15 protein-coding genes are annotated in these 15,310 nt (G+C 43.2%); 11 read left to right on the top strand and 4 right to left on the bottom strand.

What is annotated here, in order from left to right; translation table 11 throughout:
• Positions 1-270 precede the first annotated feature (270 nt).
• Both LC586_RS06590 and LC586_RS06585 read right to left on the bottom strand, forming a co-directional pair.
• Positions 271-762, bottom strand: coding sequence for an orange carotenoid protein N-terminal domain-containing protein (locus LC586_RS06590; protein ID WP_229483794.1), 492 nt, complete (start codon positions 760-762; stop codon positions 271-273).
• Between the two features lie 387 nt (positions 763-1,149).
• Positions 1,150-1,548 carry a DUF6335 family protein gene (locus LC586_RS06585; RefSeq protein ID WP_229483793.1) on the bottom strand — a complete coding sequence of 133 codons (399 nt, stop codon included), beginning with the start codon at positions 1,546-1,548 and terminating at the stop codon, positions 1,150-1,152.
• Positions 1,549-1,885: 337 nt separating this feature from the next.
• Here LC586_RS06585 and LC586_RS06580 point away from each other — a divergent pair, with 337 nt between their 5' ends.
• The 10 genes from LC586_RS06580 (at position 1,886) to LC586_RS06535 (ending at position 12,552) form a co-directional block, all read left to right on the top strand.
• The gene (locus LC586_RS06580; protein ID WP_229483792.1) at positions 1,886-2,263 is read left to right on the top strand and encodes a DUF2267 domain-containing protein; all 378 of its coding nucleotides are present in this window, start codon (positions 1,886-1,888) and stop codon (positions 2,261-2,263) included.
• A 131-nt stretch (positions 2,264-2,394) separates the two neighbouring features.
• Positions 2,395-3,492, top strand: coding sequence for a DJ-1/PfpI/YhbO family deglycase/protease (locus LC586_RS06575; RefSeq protein WP_229483791.1), 1,098 nt, complete (start codon positions 2,395-2,397; stop codon positions 3,490-3,492).
• A 106-nt stretch (positions 3,493-3,598) separates the two neighbouring features.
• Entirely contained in the window at positions 3,599-4,297 is a 699-nt protein-coding gene (locus LC586_RS06570) for an SRPBCC family protein (protein ID WP_229483790.1), read from the top strand.
• 127 nt (positions 4,298-4,424) lie between these two features.
• Positions 4,425-5,594 (top strand): zinc-dependent alcohol dehydrogenase, encoded by a 1,170-nt coding sequence (locus tag LC586_RS06565; RefSeq protein ID WP_229483789.1) that lies wholly within the window; start codon positions 4,425-4,427, stop codon positions 5,592-5,594.
• Between the two features lie 221 nt (positions 5,595-5,815).
• A complete protein-coding gene (locus LC586_RS06560; RefSeq protein ID WP_229483788.1) occupies positions 5,816-6,196 on the top strand; it encodes a hypothetical protein in 381 nt (126 codons plus the stop codon).
• Between the two features lie 180 nt (positions 6,197-6,376).
• Positions 6,377-7,546, top strand: coding sequence for a zinc-dependent alcohol dehydrogenase (locus LC586_RS06555; protein WP_229483787.1), 1,170 nt, complete (start codon positions 6,377-6,379; stop codon positions 7,544-7,546).
• 105 nt (positions 7,547-7,651) lie between these two features.
• Positions 7,652-7,993, top strand: coding sequence for a cupin domain-containing protein (locus LC586_RS06550; RefSeq protein WP_229483786.1), 342 nt, complete (start codon positions 7,652-7,654; stop codon positions 7,991-7,993).
• Positions 7,994-8,974: 981 nt separating this feature from the next.
• On the top strand, positions 8,975-9,853 hold the full coding sequence (locus tag LC586_RS06545; RefSeq protein WP_229483785.1) for a manganese catalase: 879 nt from the start codon (positions 8,975-8,977) through the stop codon (positions 9,851-9,853).
• 205 nt (positions 9,854-10,058) lie between these two features.
• Positions 10,059-11,000 carry an AraC family transcriptional regulator gene (locus LC586_RS06540; RefSeq protein WP_229483784.1) on the top strand — a complete coding sequence of 314 codons (942 nt, stop codon included), beginning with the start codon at positions 10,059-10,061 and terminating at the stop codon, positions 10,998-11,000.
• A gap of 358 nt (positions 11,001-11,358) precedes the next feature.
• On the top strand, positions 11,359-12,552 hold the full coding sequence (locus LC586_RS06535; RefSeq protein ID WP_229483783.1) for an NAD(P)H-quinone oxidoreductase subunit H: 1,194 nt from the start codon (positions 11,359-11,361) through the stop codon (positions 12,550-12,552).
• Here the strand turns inward: LC586_RS06535 and LC586_RS06530 are convergent.
• Positions 12,538-12,840 (bottom strand): hypothetical protein, encoded by a 303-nt coding sequence (locus LC586_RS06530; RefSeq protein WP_229483782.1) that lies wholly within the window; start codon positions 12,838-12,840, stop codon positions 12,538-12,540. The genes LC586_RS06535 and LC586_RS06530 overlap by 15 nt on opposite strands.
• Before the next feature lie 307 nt (positions 12,841-13,147).
• Entirely contained in the window at positions 13,148-14,383 is a 1,236-nt protein-coding gene (locus LC586_RS06525) for a methionine gamma-lyase family protein (protein WP_229483781.1), read from the bottom strand.
• A gap of 91 nt (positions 14,384-14,474) precedes the next feature.
• Here LC586_RS06525 and LC586_RS06520 point away from each other — a divergent pair, with 91 nt between their 5' ends.
• Positions 14,475-15,296, top strand: a complete 822-nt coding sequence (locus LC586_RS06520; protein WP_229483780.1) for an acyl-CoA desaturase — start codon at positions 14,475-14,477, stop codon at positions 15,294-15,296.
• Positions 15,297-15,310 lie beyond the last annotated feature (14 nt).

Here is a 15,310-nt window from a genome sequence, read left to right as displayed (position 1 = left end):
TACTTTGCGGTTCGTTTTCAAATTTTATATTTTTCACGAATAAAATAGGACTGCTATATAATACCCTTGCCCTTCTCATGAGGACGATGCTGCATATCGCAGGCTAGAGTTGGTAACGCTACGCTAACACCAATCGTCTAAACCTGGTGGAGAGTAAAGACATTCTAATTCTTGAATCCTTCTACTACAACCAAATGAACTTGGTATAACAGCCATCCTCATTTGGGGACTAAAAAGGTAGCCTCAAGCAGGCTAAAAACTTCAAAAGTGCTAAATTTCAGCACCTGCTTTCGCTTCGGCGCCCATTGGCGAAACATAATCACGGAAAAGAGTAATCTGTTGCTCAAACTCTAATCCTTGAATTCTGCCAAATAACTGTTGACATTCTGAGGGAAGTTCATAGTCAGAAGGTACAGTAATGATAGTACCATCATCCATACCTTGAGATAATCGATACCAAAATAGTAGTTTCGTGGTATCACCCAAAGAACCATATTCACGAGAAATTTGGGTATCTACTTTATTAATCAAGTCACGCTGAACTTGTAATTGTTGTTCGTGAGATAATTCCTTAACTTGATTAAACAAACCTTCAGCGATTTCTGGAGAAGCAGTGCTAGCACCAGGAGCGGCTGGCGTAATTGACTTACCCATTTCTTTGTAAATGAACCAAAACAAAGCCAGTTGCTGATCCACATCTAACTGTTGCCAAGCTTGAACATGTTCACGAATAGTTGGATCGCCAGTTTGTGTAAATGTCATTATTAACTCCAATTGCAATTAATCAATTTCATTAGCAAGGTTACCAAATGTACATTTAGCGTTTTACCCTACTGAAGACAGATGTATTGAAATCATAAAGAATAACAATTTATAAACAAAACATAAATTTGGCAAACTGTAGTCCTGCATTAGAAGTATTACAGTTAGATGAAACCAAATATCAGAAGCCGAAACAATGCTTCCCTTTGGCAAAGTAAAGGAGTTAGCAATGGGAATGCTAGCAAATTGAGATATTATCAGGAGGTATTTCGATAGATAGATGTTATTTTTATTGTGACAGTGCTTTTCTAAACACTGCCCAATTCAGCCATATTAATTTATTAACGGCGACATCGAGTAGGAATACGGCTTTTGCTTTTATTTAGCTTATTCTCGCCGCTCTTGATAATCTTCAGAAGATTTCGGATCTAACTCCCAGCGATCGCCATCACGTTCCTCTAAAATATCGTTAGTACGCAGAAACGCAAAATCATCCATTTCTAGCCCTACTGCTGCTTCTAGCTCCTCAGTTACATTTTGATCGGGAGTGGAAGTACTACCACCAACAGCTTCATCCCCAACTGCATCTGCATCTTGCCAATAAGCGTCAACATCGCCACCAGTGAGTTCAGGACTAGTTTCTGTATACTCCTGTCTTTCTGCTCTCATTGAGCTACCACCAATATTGTATCCCGGCAAGTCTTTCACACCAGTACCGTAGGATTCGGTAATTTCCTGTGGCAAATCATTGGTTTCAATCTCGTCATTATGATTTTTTTCTGCCATGATACTAGCCCTTTTGTGCATTCTCACAATAACGTTTTCTTGTCACCCAGTTGTCTTACTAGAGATGTATAGCTTTAGAAATAAAATAATCTATCCCCTTGGAACGAAGCTAAACTACCTATCGGGTCATACCATTGTAAATATGAATTCATGGTCAAGCAACTTGTAGTTGAAGTTTTTAGTTATGAGTTAAGAGCTATAAAACCGAAATTATTCAGTAGCCAGGTTCTCACTCATAACTATTTTTTCTTATTGAGCAAAAATAAAATTTAAGTTTAGCTATTTAACTTTATATTCATGCTTTTAACTAAAGAATTTTGAGAAGCGGAGGTAGACAGTGGAATACGATGAGTTCATTACACATGTACAAAGCCTTACCCAATCAGATTCTCGTGAAAAGGCAGAACGTGCTACCCGTGCCACACTAGAAACCCTTAAAGAACGGATAGCAGATGATGAAGCACAGGAACTAGCTGCAAATTTGCCCCAACAACTAGGGGATTATTTGCGAGGAAAAGAAGGGGATAGTGGTGGCTCTTTCAACTTACAAGAGTTTATTGCCCGTGCAAGTAAAAAAGAAAATATAGAACCAACCACTGTGGCAATTCATGTTAGGGCTGTATTTACTGTGTTGCAAAATGCCATCAGCCCAGAATTATTTGCTGCCTTACACGCCCATTTTTCTCACGATTACGAAGAACTGTTTGGGACTTGAGCAACAAGTGAAGTTTCTGCATAGTAGGCAAATCAAACAAAATTTATCAGGAAAAATCCTGGTTTTTAACTCTCCTAATCGATAAATATTGTACCTAGTTAAATACTAGAAATAAACAGGTAATACAATCAATGACTGACCATAACAATAATTCCGGTAAGAAAAAAGTTGCCATTCTCATTGAACAGGCAGTAGAGGATGCAGAATTTACAGTTCCTTATAATGGACTAAAACAAGCGGGAATGGAGGTAGTAGTCCTGGGTTCCCGAATGAATGAAAAATATAAGGGTAAACGCGGCAAACTTAGCATCCAAGCTGATGGTACTACCACAGAAGCGATCGCAGCCGAATTCGACGCTGTAATAATTCCCGGCGGTATGGCTCCTGATCAAATGCGGCGGAACACCAACACAGTACGTTTTGTCCAAGAAGCTATACAACAAGGAAAATTAGTTGCTGCTGTTTGTCATGGCCCACAAGTTTTAATTGAAGGCGACTTGCTCAAAGGTAAACAAGCCACTGGTTTTATCGCTATTGCCAAGGATATGATTAACGCTGGCGCAAAATATCTAGATGAGCCGGTGGTAGTTGACGGAAATTTGATTACATCCCGTGAACCTGGAGACTTGCCAATTTTTACCACAGCTATTTTGAGCCGTTTGGGTTATGGTGGCAAAGATGCTGCATTACCAAATGAGAAAGACACAAGTGCTGAATGGTGGAAACTGGCTGATGCTTGGGGTGGCTCAACTAAAGGTGAGATCACCAAAGGTTTAAATAATGCTCTTGCTGGTGAACGCTATTCACTAGAAGCATTTGAAAATTACTTGCAAAAAGAATCAGATAGCGAAGTAAACTCAGTCTTTCAAGAAATAATTGCTAATAAACAGCGCCACATTCAAAAACTGGAAACCTATCTTCAGCTATTAGGCGAAAAACCTTCTTTAGGCGCAAATATTGCCAATCAGTATGCCAAGGTGAAAACTGCCATGACCGGAAGCGATGACATATATCAGTTACGTTCTGCTTTAGGTGATGTGCAAACTGGTATCGGCGATATTGGCAATTTATCTGCAATGTTCACTGACCCAGTAGCAACTGCTATTTTCAAAGAAATTTACCAGGATTTATTGAAATACGAACAGCGATTAGTAGAGTTGTATCGGGCGCGGATAGGCACTCAGATTCAGCCTCCTAAGCCGACTACAGGGGCTGCTGTGTCAATGTAAGGTTTTTTAACATAGACGGCTACCGAAGAGGCGCAAATAACACACAGATAGAAAGAAGAGGTATTTGCGCCTCTATGGTGAATTTACAGTAATGGAGATATAAAAAGTGACTTCAACATCAGGGGATAAATCAAGTACAAACCAGCCTGAAGCTAGTGAAGTAGAGCGTTGGGCATCTCTCATTGGTGGTGGTGCGATGGTGCTGATGGGTTTAAGGCAAGGTTCATTGCGAGGAGCGCTGACGGCTTTAGCCGGTGGCGGTTTGGTTTATCAAGGTGCAACCAAGCAAAGCACAATCCAGAAAGCACAGGAAGCAATAGGTCTAAACCAACCCATCAAAGTTGAAAAAACGGTAACTATCAATAAATCGGCAGAAGAACTCTATCGCTTTTGGCACGACTTTGAGAATCTGCCTACATTTATGAAGCATCTCAAATCTGTCAAGGTGCATAACGAAAAACGTTCTCACTGGATTGCCAATGCACCCTTGGGTAACAGTGTAGAATGGGATGCAGATATTCTCGAAGACCGGGAAAATGAATTTATTTCTTGGGCTTCTGTAGAAGGTGCAGACGTAGATAATTCTGGTTTTGTTCGCTTCAAAAAAGCACCAGGCGATCGCGGCACGGAAGTTAAAGTTGTTTTGGAGTATAACCCCCCCGGTGGAGCATTGGCAGCTACCGTAGCTAAACTTTTCGGTGAAGAACCAGAACAGCAAATTGGTGATGAATTGCGCCGCTTCAAAATGCTAATGGAAGCAGGCGAAATTGCTACAACCGAAGGTCAACCTTCTGGACGCAAGTAGTTATTTGTTCTTTGTCCTACCCTACGGGAAGCCGCTGGCGCGTCTATGTCATTTGTCCTTTGCCTAAAGCAAATGACCAATGACTAATGACCAATGACTAATGACCAATGACTAAGGACTAATAACTATGAAAGCAGTCTGCTGGAACGGTGCTAATGATGTGCGGGTACAGTCGGTACCAGATCCGACAATTCTCAACCCGCGTGATGCGATTATTAAAATTACTTCCACGGCGATTTGTGGCTCTGATCTACATATTTATGGCGGCTATATTCCCACAGTGCAACAGGGTGACATTATTGGTCACGAATTTATGGGGGAAGTCGTGGAAGTTGGTAAGGGAGTCAACAATTTAAAAATAGGCGATCGCGTTGTTGTTCCTTCCACCATTGGCTGTGGTAATTGCCATTATTGCCAACATGATATGTGGTCGTTGTGCGATAATTCCAATCCCAAAGGTTGGATTCAAGAAAAATTGTTTGGCAATATCACCTCAGCAATTTATGGCTACTCCCACATGTTAGGTGGTTATGCAGGCGCACAAGCAGAATATATACGTGTACCCTTTGCTGATGTGGGTGTAGTTAAAGTTCCGCCAGACTTGCCGGATGAGATGTTGTTATTCATCTCCGATGCCATCCCCACCGGTTATATGGGCGCAGAATTATGCGATATTCAACCGGGTGATACCGTAGCCGTTTGGGGTTGCGGTGCTGTTGGACAATTTGCCATGATTAGCGCCTACATGATGGGAGCCGAAAAAGTGATCGCTATAGATCGCTTTCCCGAACGCCTGGAAATGGCGAAAAAGTTTGCCAAAGCAGAAGTGATTAACTACGAAGAAGTTAATGCTGGCGAAGCGTTGAAAGAGATGACTGGTGGTCGTGGCCCCGATGCTTGCATCGATGCCGTTGGTTTAGAAGCACACGGCGTTGGTTTAGAAGACTTCTACGACCAGACAAAACAAAAGCTCAGATTGGAAACCGACCGTCCCCACGTTCTGCGGGAAATGATGGTCGCCTGTCGTAAAGGCGGGACTCTTTCAATCATGGGTGTTTATGGCGGTTTTGTAGACAAAATACCATTGGGTGCAGCCTTCAACAAGGGTTTAACCTTTAGAATGGGACAAATGCATGGACAAAAATATATGCATTTGTTATTGCAGAAGATTTTGGATGGAAAACTTGATCCATCCTTCGTTGTCACCCATCAATTGCCTCTAGAGCAAGCACCCCACGCCTACGACATCTTTCAACAAAAAAAGGATAACTGCATCAAAGTTGTTCTTAAACCCTGAATAGTGAATAATGATTTAGGGGGAGCATCCCACTTTTTTGCATGTCATTGCGAGCGAAGCGAAGCAATCACAAAATCCTCCAACTCAGAGCGAGTCCATGCGATTGCTTCGTCGTTCCTCCTCGCAATGACAATTATTTTCTCATTAAAAAATAAAAACTGGGATGCACCCGATTTAGGGTTTTGAATTGTACACCTAACATAATGCAATTGAGGTTTTTTATGAATCGAGTAAGTTCTTGGCTACGAAATATTCGCATTTCCCAAATCCTTGTAGTTTTCCTGGTAGGATTTATGTTTTTACTAGGACAAGCTTTTACCTACGTTAATGTAGCACAAGCTGATGTTATAACTCCAGAAGGTACTTATTATAAAGGAATCCCAGAGGGGCAAGGTGAAATCAGAAACGATACCCAAACAACAAAAAGCCAAAATCCATTAAAAGAAGCTGCTGATAATATCCGCGAAAAGCTAAACTTGGATGAAGAAACTCCTCGAGCTACAAAAGAGTTTCTTAAGTCTACAAAAAATACAGTTGGAGACAAAGTTCAGCCATTGACTGGAACTAAAGAAGGTTATTACCGAACTCCTCCTAGCAAATAACTAAGAGAGAGAAGCTAGATTCGTAGCAATTTCTGAGTCTAAATTTTTGACTCATACATTGTTGAAGAAGTTTTGAGCAGTTACTGAGACGTGATAATTATCGCGTCTCAAAATCAGGCTAAATCGAGTATTTCTCTTGATATTAACGAGCCAGAAATGATAACTAAGGACTAAATAATTATGAAAGCAGTTTGCTGGCATGGAGCAAACGATGTGCGGGTTGATACAGTTCCCGACCCCAAAATTCTTAATCCACGCGATGCCATTGTTAAAATTACTTCTACGGCAATTTGTGGTTCTGATTTGCATATTTATGACGGCTACATTCCCACCATGCAAAAGGGTGATATCCTTGGTCATGAATTCATGGGGGAAGTCGTAGAACTTGGAAGTGCAGTTAAAAATGTGAACGTAGGCGATCGCGTCGTTGTTCCTTTCACCATCTCTTGCGGTAGCTGCTTTTTCTGCAATCGGGATTTATGGTCACTGTGCGACAACTCTAACCCCAATGCTTGGTTAGTAGAAAAGCAAATGGGGCATTCGCCGGCTGGTCTATTTGGCTACTCTCATTTATTCGGCGGTTACGCCGGTGGTCAAGCAGAGTATGCAAGAGTACCCTTTGCCGATGTCGGCTTGCTCAAAATACCCGATGGTTTAACGGATGAGCAAGTACTATTTTTAACAGATATTTTACCCACTGGCTACATGGCAGCCGAGAACTGCAACATCAAACCCGGTGATATTGTCGCCGTTTGGGGTTGTGGCCCAGTCGGACAATTCGCAATTCAAAGCGCATATATGCTCGGTGCGGAACGGGTAATCGCCTTTGACCGCATTCCCGAACGTCTGCAAATGGCTAAAGAATACGGCAAAGCAGAAGTTCTCAACTACGAAGAAGTGAATGTAGGCGAAGCACTCAAAGAAATGACTGGCGGTCGTGGCCCCGATGCTTGCATAGATGCAGTGGGAATGGAGGCACACGGCACAGACTTTATGGCGTTCTATGACCAGGTAAAGCAAGCAGTACGTCTCGAAACAGATCGTCCGACGGCATTACGGCAAGTAATAGTGTCTGCTGGTAAAGGTGGTCACGTATCACTTGCGGGTGTGTACGGTGGCTTTTTAGATAAAATCCCGATGGGTGCTGCCATGAACAAGGGATTAACTTTCAAAATGGGACAAACGCACGTCCATAAGTATTTACGACCCTTGTTAGAGCGGATTCAAAACGGTGAAATCGATCCAACCTTTATCATCAGCCATACTTTACCTTTAGAACAAGCGCCCCACGGCTACGAAATTTTTAAGCACAAGAAAGATAACTGCATCAAAGTGGTACTCAAACCGTAGTAGGGAATGGGGAGTGGGGAGTGGGGAGTGGGGAGTGGGGAATAGGGAATAAGGAAAATAACCATGCCCAATGCCCAAAGTTAAAAGTATAAAGAGGCAAAAAATATGTCTGATACAACCGTTATCAAAGTAGACTCTAGCAATTCGCCTAAAGGTCAACTTGGTCAAAAATATCTTGCATCTGGCAAAAGCATTTCCATGCGCCTGTGGGAGAATGAGGAACCAAACGAACCTAAAGAGCCAACAGCACGAGAATATGAAACTGTTGGTTATGTAATCAATGGTCGTGCAGAATTGCATATTGAAGGGCAAACGATTTTACTAGAGCCTGGGAGTTCTTGGGTAGTACCAAAAGGAGCCAGCCACACTTACAAAATCCTAGAAGCATTTACTGCTGTTGAAGCAACCAGTCCACCCGCTCAAGTTCACGGGCGAGACGAAAACTGATTTGCAGTTATTTGAAGTTTTGCGATCGCTAAAAACTTATAGCTGCTTTCAAGTGCATGGAATATAAAGCGTTCGTAGGGGAACAAGAGTGTTCATTAGACCTCTTGCCAAAGTCGAACATCCGCCCGAAAATTTATTTTCGGGCTAATAGCTCAAGTCGGTTTAAACCGACTAATAACAATAATTGTAGTCCGTTTAAACGGACTTTTGCTATTAGCCTGGGACTTGAGTCCCTGGCGGATCAAGGATTTTCGCAAGAGTGTTCATTGGTGTCAACTTAACGTAAGAGTCATGTCCCGCAAGGAACTTCAGTTCCTTGGCTTTTAGCGAAAGTCATCTCTTGATGACTAAATATAGCCAAAAATCTTTAGTCTACTGAAGTAGACTTTAGCTAAAAGCCAAAGAACTTTAGTTCGAGGCGGGCGAGTCAAGCCGAAAGTTTTGCTATTTCTAGGCTTTTGTTGACACTTGTGAAGAGTGTTGTTCCCCTTTTTACTTTGACTCCCTATCGAGCCTAGTAAAGCCATACAGTCAACTATAGGACTTACGCATTGACAATAAATACCAAATATGGAGCAAGGTTAAAAACCATATCTTTCGTAAGGGCACAGCAAAAGCTTAGCCCCTACAGCATGGTCTATTTACGATCGCAGGATAATTAAGAAAAGCTTGAAACAACCTATTTTAGGTAATGCACATCACGATACATTTGTACAGTGCGTAAGTCCTAAACTACTGCCTTTTGGTTATACCTTTCTCGAAAGAAGCCAGAGCTTTTTGAAATCCATTCCTAGACAGAACTATAAAGAAAAAAGCCCTAGTCGGAATACTTATTTAAAAGTATTTTTTTTATCTGACTAGAGGCTGATGAAGATAAAGCATTTGATTAGTTTCCTAGTAATAAGAGGCTACACAAAATCGCATAAAAGTTTGGCAACTGTTTGATTTTGTGTAAACGACATCTATTAACGAGGAATTCAAATGTTTTATCACAATAAGAAACTTCAGTATTTTAAGCCACCAGAAAAACCAGATGCAGTCTACGCAATGAAAATTCAAGAACTCATCGGCGGTACTTTTGGTGAAATGACCGTGATGATGCAGTATCTGTTTCAGGGTTGGAACTGTCGAGGCCCTGCCAAGTACCGGGATATGCTGCTAGATGTTGGTACTGAGGAAATTGGTCATATTGAGATGCTGGCAACGATGATTGCCCATCTTCTAGATAAAGCGCCGATCAAAATGCAAGAAGAAAGTGCAAAAGATGCAGTAGTAGGTGCTGTGATGGGCGGTAGTAGCCCACGAGATGTAATTATGGCGGCGGCGATGAACCCCCAACACGCTATTGTATCTGGTTTGGGTGCAACACCATCTGATAGCGTCGGCTATCCTTGGAACGGTCGTTATATTGTCTCCAGTGGTAACCTGTTGGCAGATTTCCGGTCTAATCTCCACGCCGAAAGTCAGGGACGTTTGCAAGCAGTGCGACTGTATGAGATGACCGACGATCCAGGGGTGAAAGATACCTTGAGCTTTATGATTGCTCGTGATACCATGCATCAAAACTTGTGGCTAGCAACCATTGAGGATTTAGAAAGCTCTGGATTGGAAACCACGCCAGTTCCCAGTTCCTTCCCATTGGAATTGGAGAAACGCGAGTTTTCTTATCAGTTCTGGAATCACTCAGAAGGCACAGAAAGCTCTGAAGGTCGTTGGGCAAAAGGCCCCTCAATGGATGGCAAAGGCGAATTCGAGTATGTGGAAAATCCGCAACCATTGGGGCCAGAACCGGAACCACCCCAGCCCGATCCCCGCCTGCATGGTACGCCGAAAACAGGACAGACACAAGGCAACAGTTAGAGCGCACCCCCTTTGATTGAGCGTACAACAACTATCGGTGGCTAATCATTGGCATAAAGTTGCATTCACATCTGTTCTATTTACACTTAACTCCCCCAATTTTCCTTGCAAAGAAGGGTTGGGGGAATTTTTAATGAACATGTATTAGCTAGCTAGCACTCATTTGGTAGTTTGATAGATTAAGAACGTCGAACCAGTGAGAGCGATGCTAAAAACGAAATCCTTATCTGTTGACTTCTCCAAAGAAAAGGAAGATGGGTATAAGCGAATTTTTTCGCGTAGACGCGAAGCGGCTTGTCGTCAGACATCGCCACTTCTTACCAGTTTGAGTGCAAACTGGAATAATGTCTATTTTGCTTACGACTGGCAGGTGGCTGGCGAGACTCCAGAGGTTTTGTCTAAACAGCATGGTGTTGCTATTTTTACCGAAGTGCTAACACCAATTCAGGCAGAACGGAGGCTCGATGGTCGCTTTCAAAGTGAGCAAGTAATTCAGGGTAATATTGTTGTCGCCCCTGCTTACACGGGACATCGTGCCTGTTGGGATACAGCAGGTGGTGTGATTCTTCTGGGATTTGAACCAACTGTTTTCGCTCATGCAATTTACGAATCAGTTGATCCCGATCGCATTGAACTTGTACCACATTTTGCCACACCCGATCCACTGGTTTACCAAATTGGGCTAGCCCTCAAATCTGCCCTCGAAAATTATGGTGCAGATAGTCGCCTATATGCAGAAGCAATGGCAAATGCCCTAATCGTTCATCTGTTACAGCACTACTGTACACAGCAACTTGTATTACGGGAATATTCAGGCGGTTTACCAAAACACAAGTTGCAACAAGTGATTGACTATATAAATACTTATCTTGCCCAAGACTTAAGCTTAAAAGAGCTTGCAGCCGTTGTTCAAATGAGTTCTCATTACTTTTCGCAACTGTTTAAACAATCTACCGGTGCGACTCCACATCAATATATTATTCGTTGTCGGATTGAAAAAGCTAAACAGTTGTTGCTTCAAAGAGAACTTTCCATTGCAGAGATTGCTAGTCAAGTTGGTTTTGTCGATCAAAGCCATCTCAATCGCCACTTTAAGCGTCTCATGGGAGTTACGCCTAAAATGCTGGAACAAAAATATAAAAAATAGGAAAAACGTCCAAAAATCGGACGAATCTACAAGACTAAAATCCATATTATTCCAATAATGGAGGCTAGCACGATTTAGCATCGTGATTCTAAAAATCAGCATAAAAAGTGTTTCGCTGTATGAATAATAGACCTCTTGCATAAATCAAAAATAAAGAACCCCACCCCGCATTTGAGTAAAGCAAACGCTCCCCTCCCCGATGCTTTGGGGAGGGGTTGGGGGTGGGGTGTTAAGGACTTTTGCAAGAGGTCTAATCTTTATCTAACTTTCGACTAAATTTCACTCTTTATATCATTCCTAATCAAAGCGAAGCATCGCCACTCATTTTCAATCTTTGGTAAAGGGGAAATATTTAATTATGACCGTCGGCAGAAGGATTGAAACTAGAACTGAACCCATGCTGCTCAACATGGGCCCTCACCATCCCTCTATGCATGGGTGTTTTAGATTGATTGTCACCCTGGATGGTGAAGATGTCGTCGATTGTGAGCCAGTTCTTGGCTATCTGCATAGAGGGATGGAAAAAATTGCTGAGAACCGCAGCAATATCATGTATGTCCCCTATGTTAGTCGGTGGGACTATGCAGCTGGGATGTTTAACGAAGCGGTTACAGTTAATGCCCCCGAAAAATTGGCTGATATTACTGTCCCGAAACGTGCTAGCTATATCCGTGTCATCATGCTGGAATTGAACCGGATTGCTAATCACCTGCTGTGGTTGGGCCCATTCTTACTTGATACGGGTGCTGGAACTCCCTTTTTCTACATCTTCCGAGAACGGGAGTTGATTTATGACTTGTGGGAAGCCGCTACAGGTTATCGGATGGTGAACAATAACTACTTTCGCATTGGCGGCGTGGCGGCAGATTTGCCTTATGGCTGGGTAGACAAGTGCGAAGATTTCTGTGATTACTTTTTTCCCAAAGTAGACGAGTATGAGCGCTTAATTACCAATAATCCCATCTTCCGCCGTCGCGTTCAAGGTGTCGGCGCGATCGCTCGTGAAGAAGCCATCAACTGGGGGCTTTCTGGCCCCATGTTACGCGCTTCTGGTGTGAAATGGGATTTGCGGAAAGTAGACCATTATGAATGCTACGATGACTTCGACTGGGAAGTGCAGTGGGATACTGCTGGTGATTGTTATGCCCGTTACTTGGTCAGAATTCGGGAAATGCGCGAATCGGTGAAGATTATTCGCCAAGCCCTCAAAGGACTTCCCGGCGGTGCTTTTGAGAACCTGGAAACCAAGCGCATGGCAGCAGGAAAAAAATCTGAGTGGGATGGCTTTGATTACCAGTACATCGCCAAAAAAGTTGCCCCCACCTTTAAGATTGCCAAGGGGGAAATTTACGCTCGCGTAGAAAGTGGTAAAGGTGAGTTGGGAATTTATCTGATTGGCGATGATCATGTCTTCCCCTGGCGATGGAAAATTCGTCCCGCCGATTTCAATAACTTGCAAGTATTACCCGAAATCTTACGCGGCGTGAAGGTTGCCGATCTGGTTGTAGTATTGGGTAGTATCGATATCATCATGGGATCAGTAGATCGGTAGTATAACAAATGCGATCGCCGAAGTAACAAATGCGTTCGCCGAAGTAACAAATGCGTTCGCCGAAATAACAAATGCGATCGCCGAAATAACAAATGCGATCGCCGAAATAACAAATGCGATCGCCGAAATAACAAATGCGATCGCCGAAATAACAAATGCGTTCGCCGAAATAACAAATGCGATCGCCGAAATAACAAATGCGATCGCCGAAATAACAAATGCGATCGCTGAAGTAACAAATGCGTTCGCTGAAGTAACAAATGCGTAGGCGTAGCCAGCTTTCTCCACGAGACGCTTTGCGTAGCTTGCTTAAGAGTAGGGGTACGGCATCGCTGAAATAACAATGGCAGTCTTAATTGCCTATACTCAGAACTTGCACCAGTCCCCACGAACGCCTCAGAATGAATTCTGAGGCTTATAGCTAAAGTCTTCTAAAGAAGACTAAGTAAGGGTTGTAGTCCACGCTTAGTGGACTTGGGCTATTAGCCTGAGAATTTATTCTCAGGCGGGATAGGCAGGTGCAAGATATAACAAATGCGATCGCCTTTCACTAATTTCTCAATAAACCTGATGCCCTGCGGAATATATGCTATAATCAATCGCCAGCATTTCCTACTGCATTAATCGCAGCCTCTAATGCGATCGCCACATGAGTCCAATGAGTCCCCCCCTGGCAATAAACCACATACGGTTCACGCATTGGCCCATCTGCTGATAATTCCAAGGTACTCCCTTCAATAAATGTCCCCCCAGCCATGACTACTTTGCTCTCATACCCCGGCATTTCATCTGGAACAGGGTCAAGATAGGAACCGATGGGAGAATGCTGTTGTATGGCTTTACAGAAAGCAATTAGCTTTTCGGCAGAACCGAGTTTAATTGCCTGAATTACATCTCCACGAGGAGCCAGAGGTGCGGGATTCACTGCATAACCGAGTTTGTCAAATACATAACCAGTAAGATAAGTCCCTTTCATCGCCTCTCCTACCATTTGCGGAGCCAGAAATAAGCCTTGGAACAGCAGGCGATTTTGGTCAAAAGTAGCGCCACCATAACTACCAATACCGGGAGCAGTGAGGCGACAGGCGGCGGCTTCCACTAAGTCGGCGCGACCAGCAACATAACCGCCAGCGCTGACAATGGTACCACCAGGATTTTTAATCAATGACCCAGCCATTAAATCAGCACCAACGGCTGTAGGTTCCTTGGTTTCAATAAATTCGCCATAGCAGTTATCCACAAAGCAAACGGTGTTCGGGTTTTGCTGTTTGACTAAGTGAACGATTTTTTCAATGTCGGCAATTGATAAACTAGGACGCCAAGAATAGCCACAAGAACGCTGAATTAACACTAAACGAGTGTTTTCGGCCACATTAGTACTTAAAGATTGCCAATCTATAGTTCCTTCGGAGGTTAGCTCCAATTGGCGGTAATTTATGCCAAACTCGATTAGAGAGCCTTGACCTTGACCCCGTAAACCAATGACTTCTTCAAGCGTATCGTAGGGAGAACCGACCACTGCTAACATTTCATCTCCAGGACGAAGCACACCAAACAAAGCACAAGCGATCGCATGAGTTCCCGAAACAAACTGCACCCGCACGGCCGCAGCTTCGGCATCCATAACTTCGGCAAAAACTTTATCTAAAGTTTCTCGTCCTAAATCATCGTGACCATAACCACTTACACCAGCAAAGTGGTGTGCGCCCACACGGTGATTACGAAAGGCATCCAGCACTCGTTTTAGATTATGCTTGACCTGAGTGTCAATTCCAGAAAAAATTTCTAATAGTGCCTGTTCTGCTTGCCGCAGCTGTTCTAAGCTGTTCATCAGTTCCTCGTTCAAAAAAAAATTAAATTATAGATATGCGGATTTTAAGATCGCGCAGACTAGGCTGGAAAATTCTAATTCAGGTTACTGCATGACAATTGCTACCTCAACAAAACCTCAAATTAACTGGGTTAACACCCTGTTTTTCATTGGACTGCACATCGGCGCTTTATTTGCCTTTGTTCCTGGTAACTTTAGCTGGACGGCAGTTGGTATGGGTTTCTTGCTGTATTGGGTGACTGGCGGCTTAGGCGTTACTCTAGGATTTCACCGCCTTGTCACCCACCGCAGTTTTCAAACTCCCAAGTGGCTAGAGTATCTCCTGGTTTTCTTTGGCACACTCTCCTGTCAAGGAGGCCCAATTGAATGGATCGGGACACATCGTATCCATCATCTAAACTCTGATACGGACACTGATCCCCATGACTCTAATAAAGGCTTCTGGTGGAGCCACATGGATTGGCTGATTCATTATTGTCCCGCTCACGCTGATGTTCCTCGTTTCACCAAAGACATTGCCGAAGACCCAGTTTATCAGTTTTTAGAAAAATATTTCATTTTGATCCAGGTTGCTCTGGGTGTATTGCTTTTACTTCTGGGTGGCTGGCCCTTTGTTATTTGGGGAATTTTTGTTCGCATTGTCTGGGTTTACCACTGCACTTGGTTGGTGAACAGCGCTACTCATAAATTTGGCTATCGTAGCTATGATTCTGGAGATCAATCGACTAATTGCTGGTGGGTAGCCGTACTAGTTTTCGGTGAAGGCTGGCATAATAACCATCATGCTTTTCAATACTCGGCTCGTCATGGGCTGGAATGGTGGGAAATCGATTTAACTTGGATGACTGTTCAATTGCTGCAAGCAGTTGGTCTGGCTACTAATGTGAAGTTGGCCCCAATAAAAACTAGTTAGGAGTTAGGAGTTAG

It is taken from the genome of Nostoc favosum CHAB5714 (assembly GCF_020829495.1).
GTDB lineage: Bacteria > Cyanobacteriota > Cyanobacteriia > Cyanobacteriales > Nostocaceae > Nostoc > Nostoc favosum.
This window is presented reverse-complemented; position numbering and strand designations above follow the sequence as displayed.

Coding starts and splice junctions, on each gene's coding strand:
- LC586_RS06535 (WP_229483783.1), top strand. CDS start 11,359: ATGACCGTCGGCAGAAGGATTGAAACTAGAACTGAACCCATGCTGCTC.
- LC586_RS06585 (WP_229483793.1), bottom strand. CDS start 1,548: ATGGCAGAAAAAAATCATAATGACGAGATTGAAACCAATGATTTGCCA.
- LC586_RS06575 (WP_229483791.1), top strand. CDS start 2,395: ATGACTGACCATAACAATAATTCCGGTAAGAAAAAAGTTGCCATTCTC.
- LC586_RS06545 (WP_229483785.1), top strand. CDS start 8,975: ATGTTTTATCACAATAAGAAACTTCAGTATTTTAAGCCACCAGAAAAA.
- LC586_RS06560 (WP_229483788.1), top strand. CDS start 5,816: ATGAATCGAGTAAGTTCTTGGCTACGAAATATTCGCATTTCCCAAATC.
- LC586_RS06540 (WP_229483784.1), top strand. CDS start 10,059: ATGCTAAAAACGAAATCCTTATCTGTTGACTTCTCCAAAGAAAAGGAA.
- LC586_RS06565 (WP_229483789.1), top strand. CDS start 4,425: ATGAAAGCAGTCTGCTGGAACGGTGCTAATGATGTGCGGGTACAGTCG.
- LC586_RS06550 (WP_229483786.1), top strand. CDS start 7,652: ATGTCTGATACAACCGTTATCAAAGTAGACTCTAGCAATTCGCCTAAA.
- LC586_RS06590 (WP_229483794.1), bottom strand. CDS start 762: ATGACATTTACACAAACTGGCGATCCAACTATTCGTGAACATGTTCAA.
- LC586_RS06525 (WP_229483781.1), bottom strand. CDS start 14,383: ATGAACAGCTTAGAACAGCTGCGGCAAGCAGAACAGGCACTATTAGAA.
- LC586_RS06520 (WP_229483780.1), top strand. CDS start 14,475: ATGACAATTGCTACCTCAACAAAACCTCAAATTAACTGGGTTAACACC.
- LC586_RS06555 (WP_229483787.1), top strand. CDS start 6,377: ATGAAAGCAGTTTGCTGGCATGGAGCAAACGATGTGCGGGTTGATACA.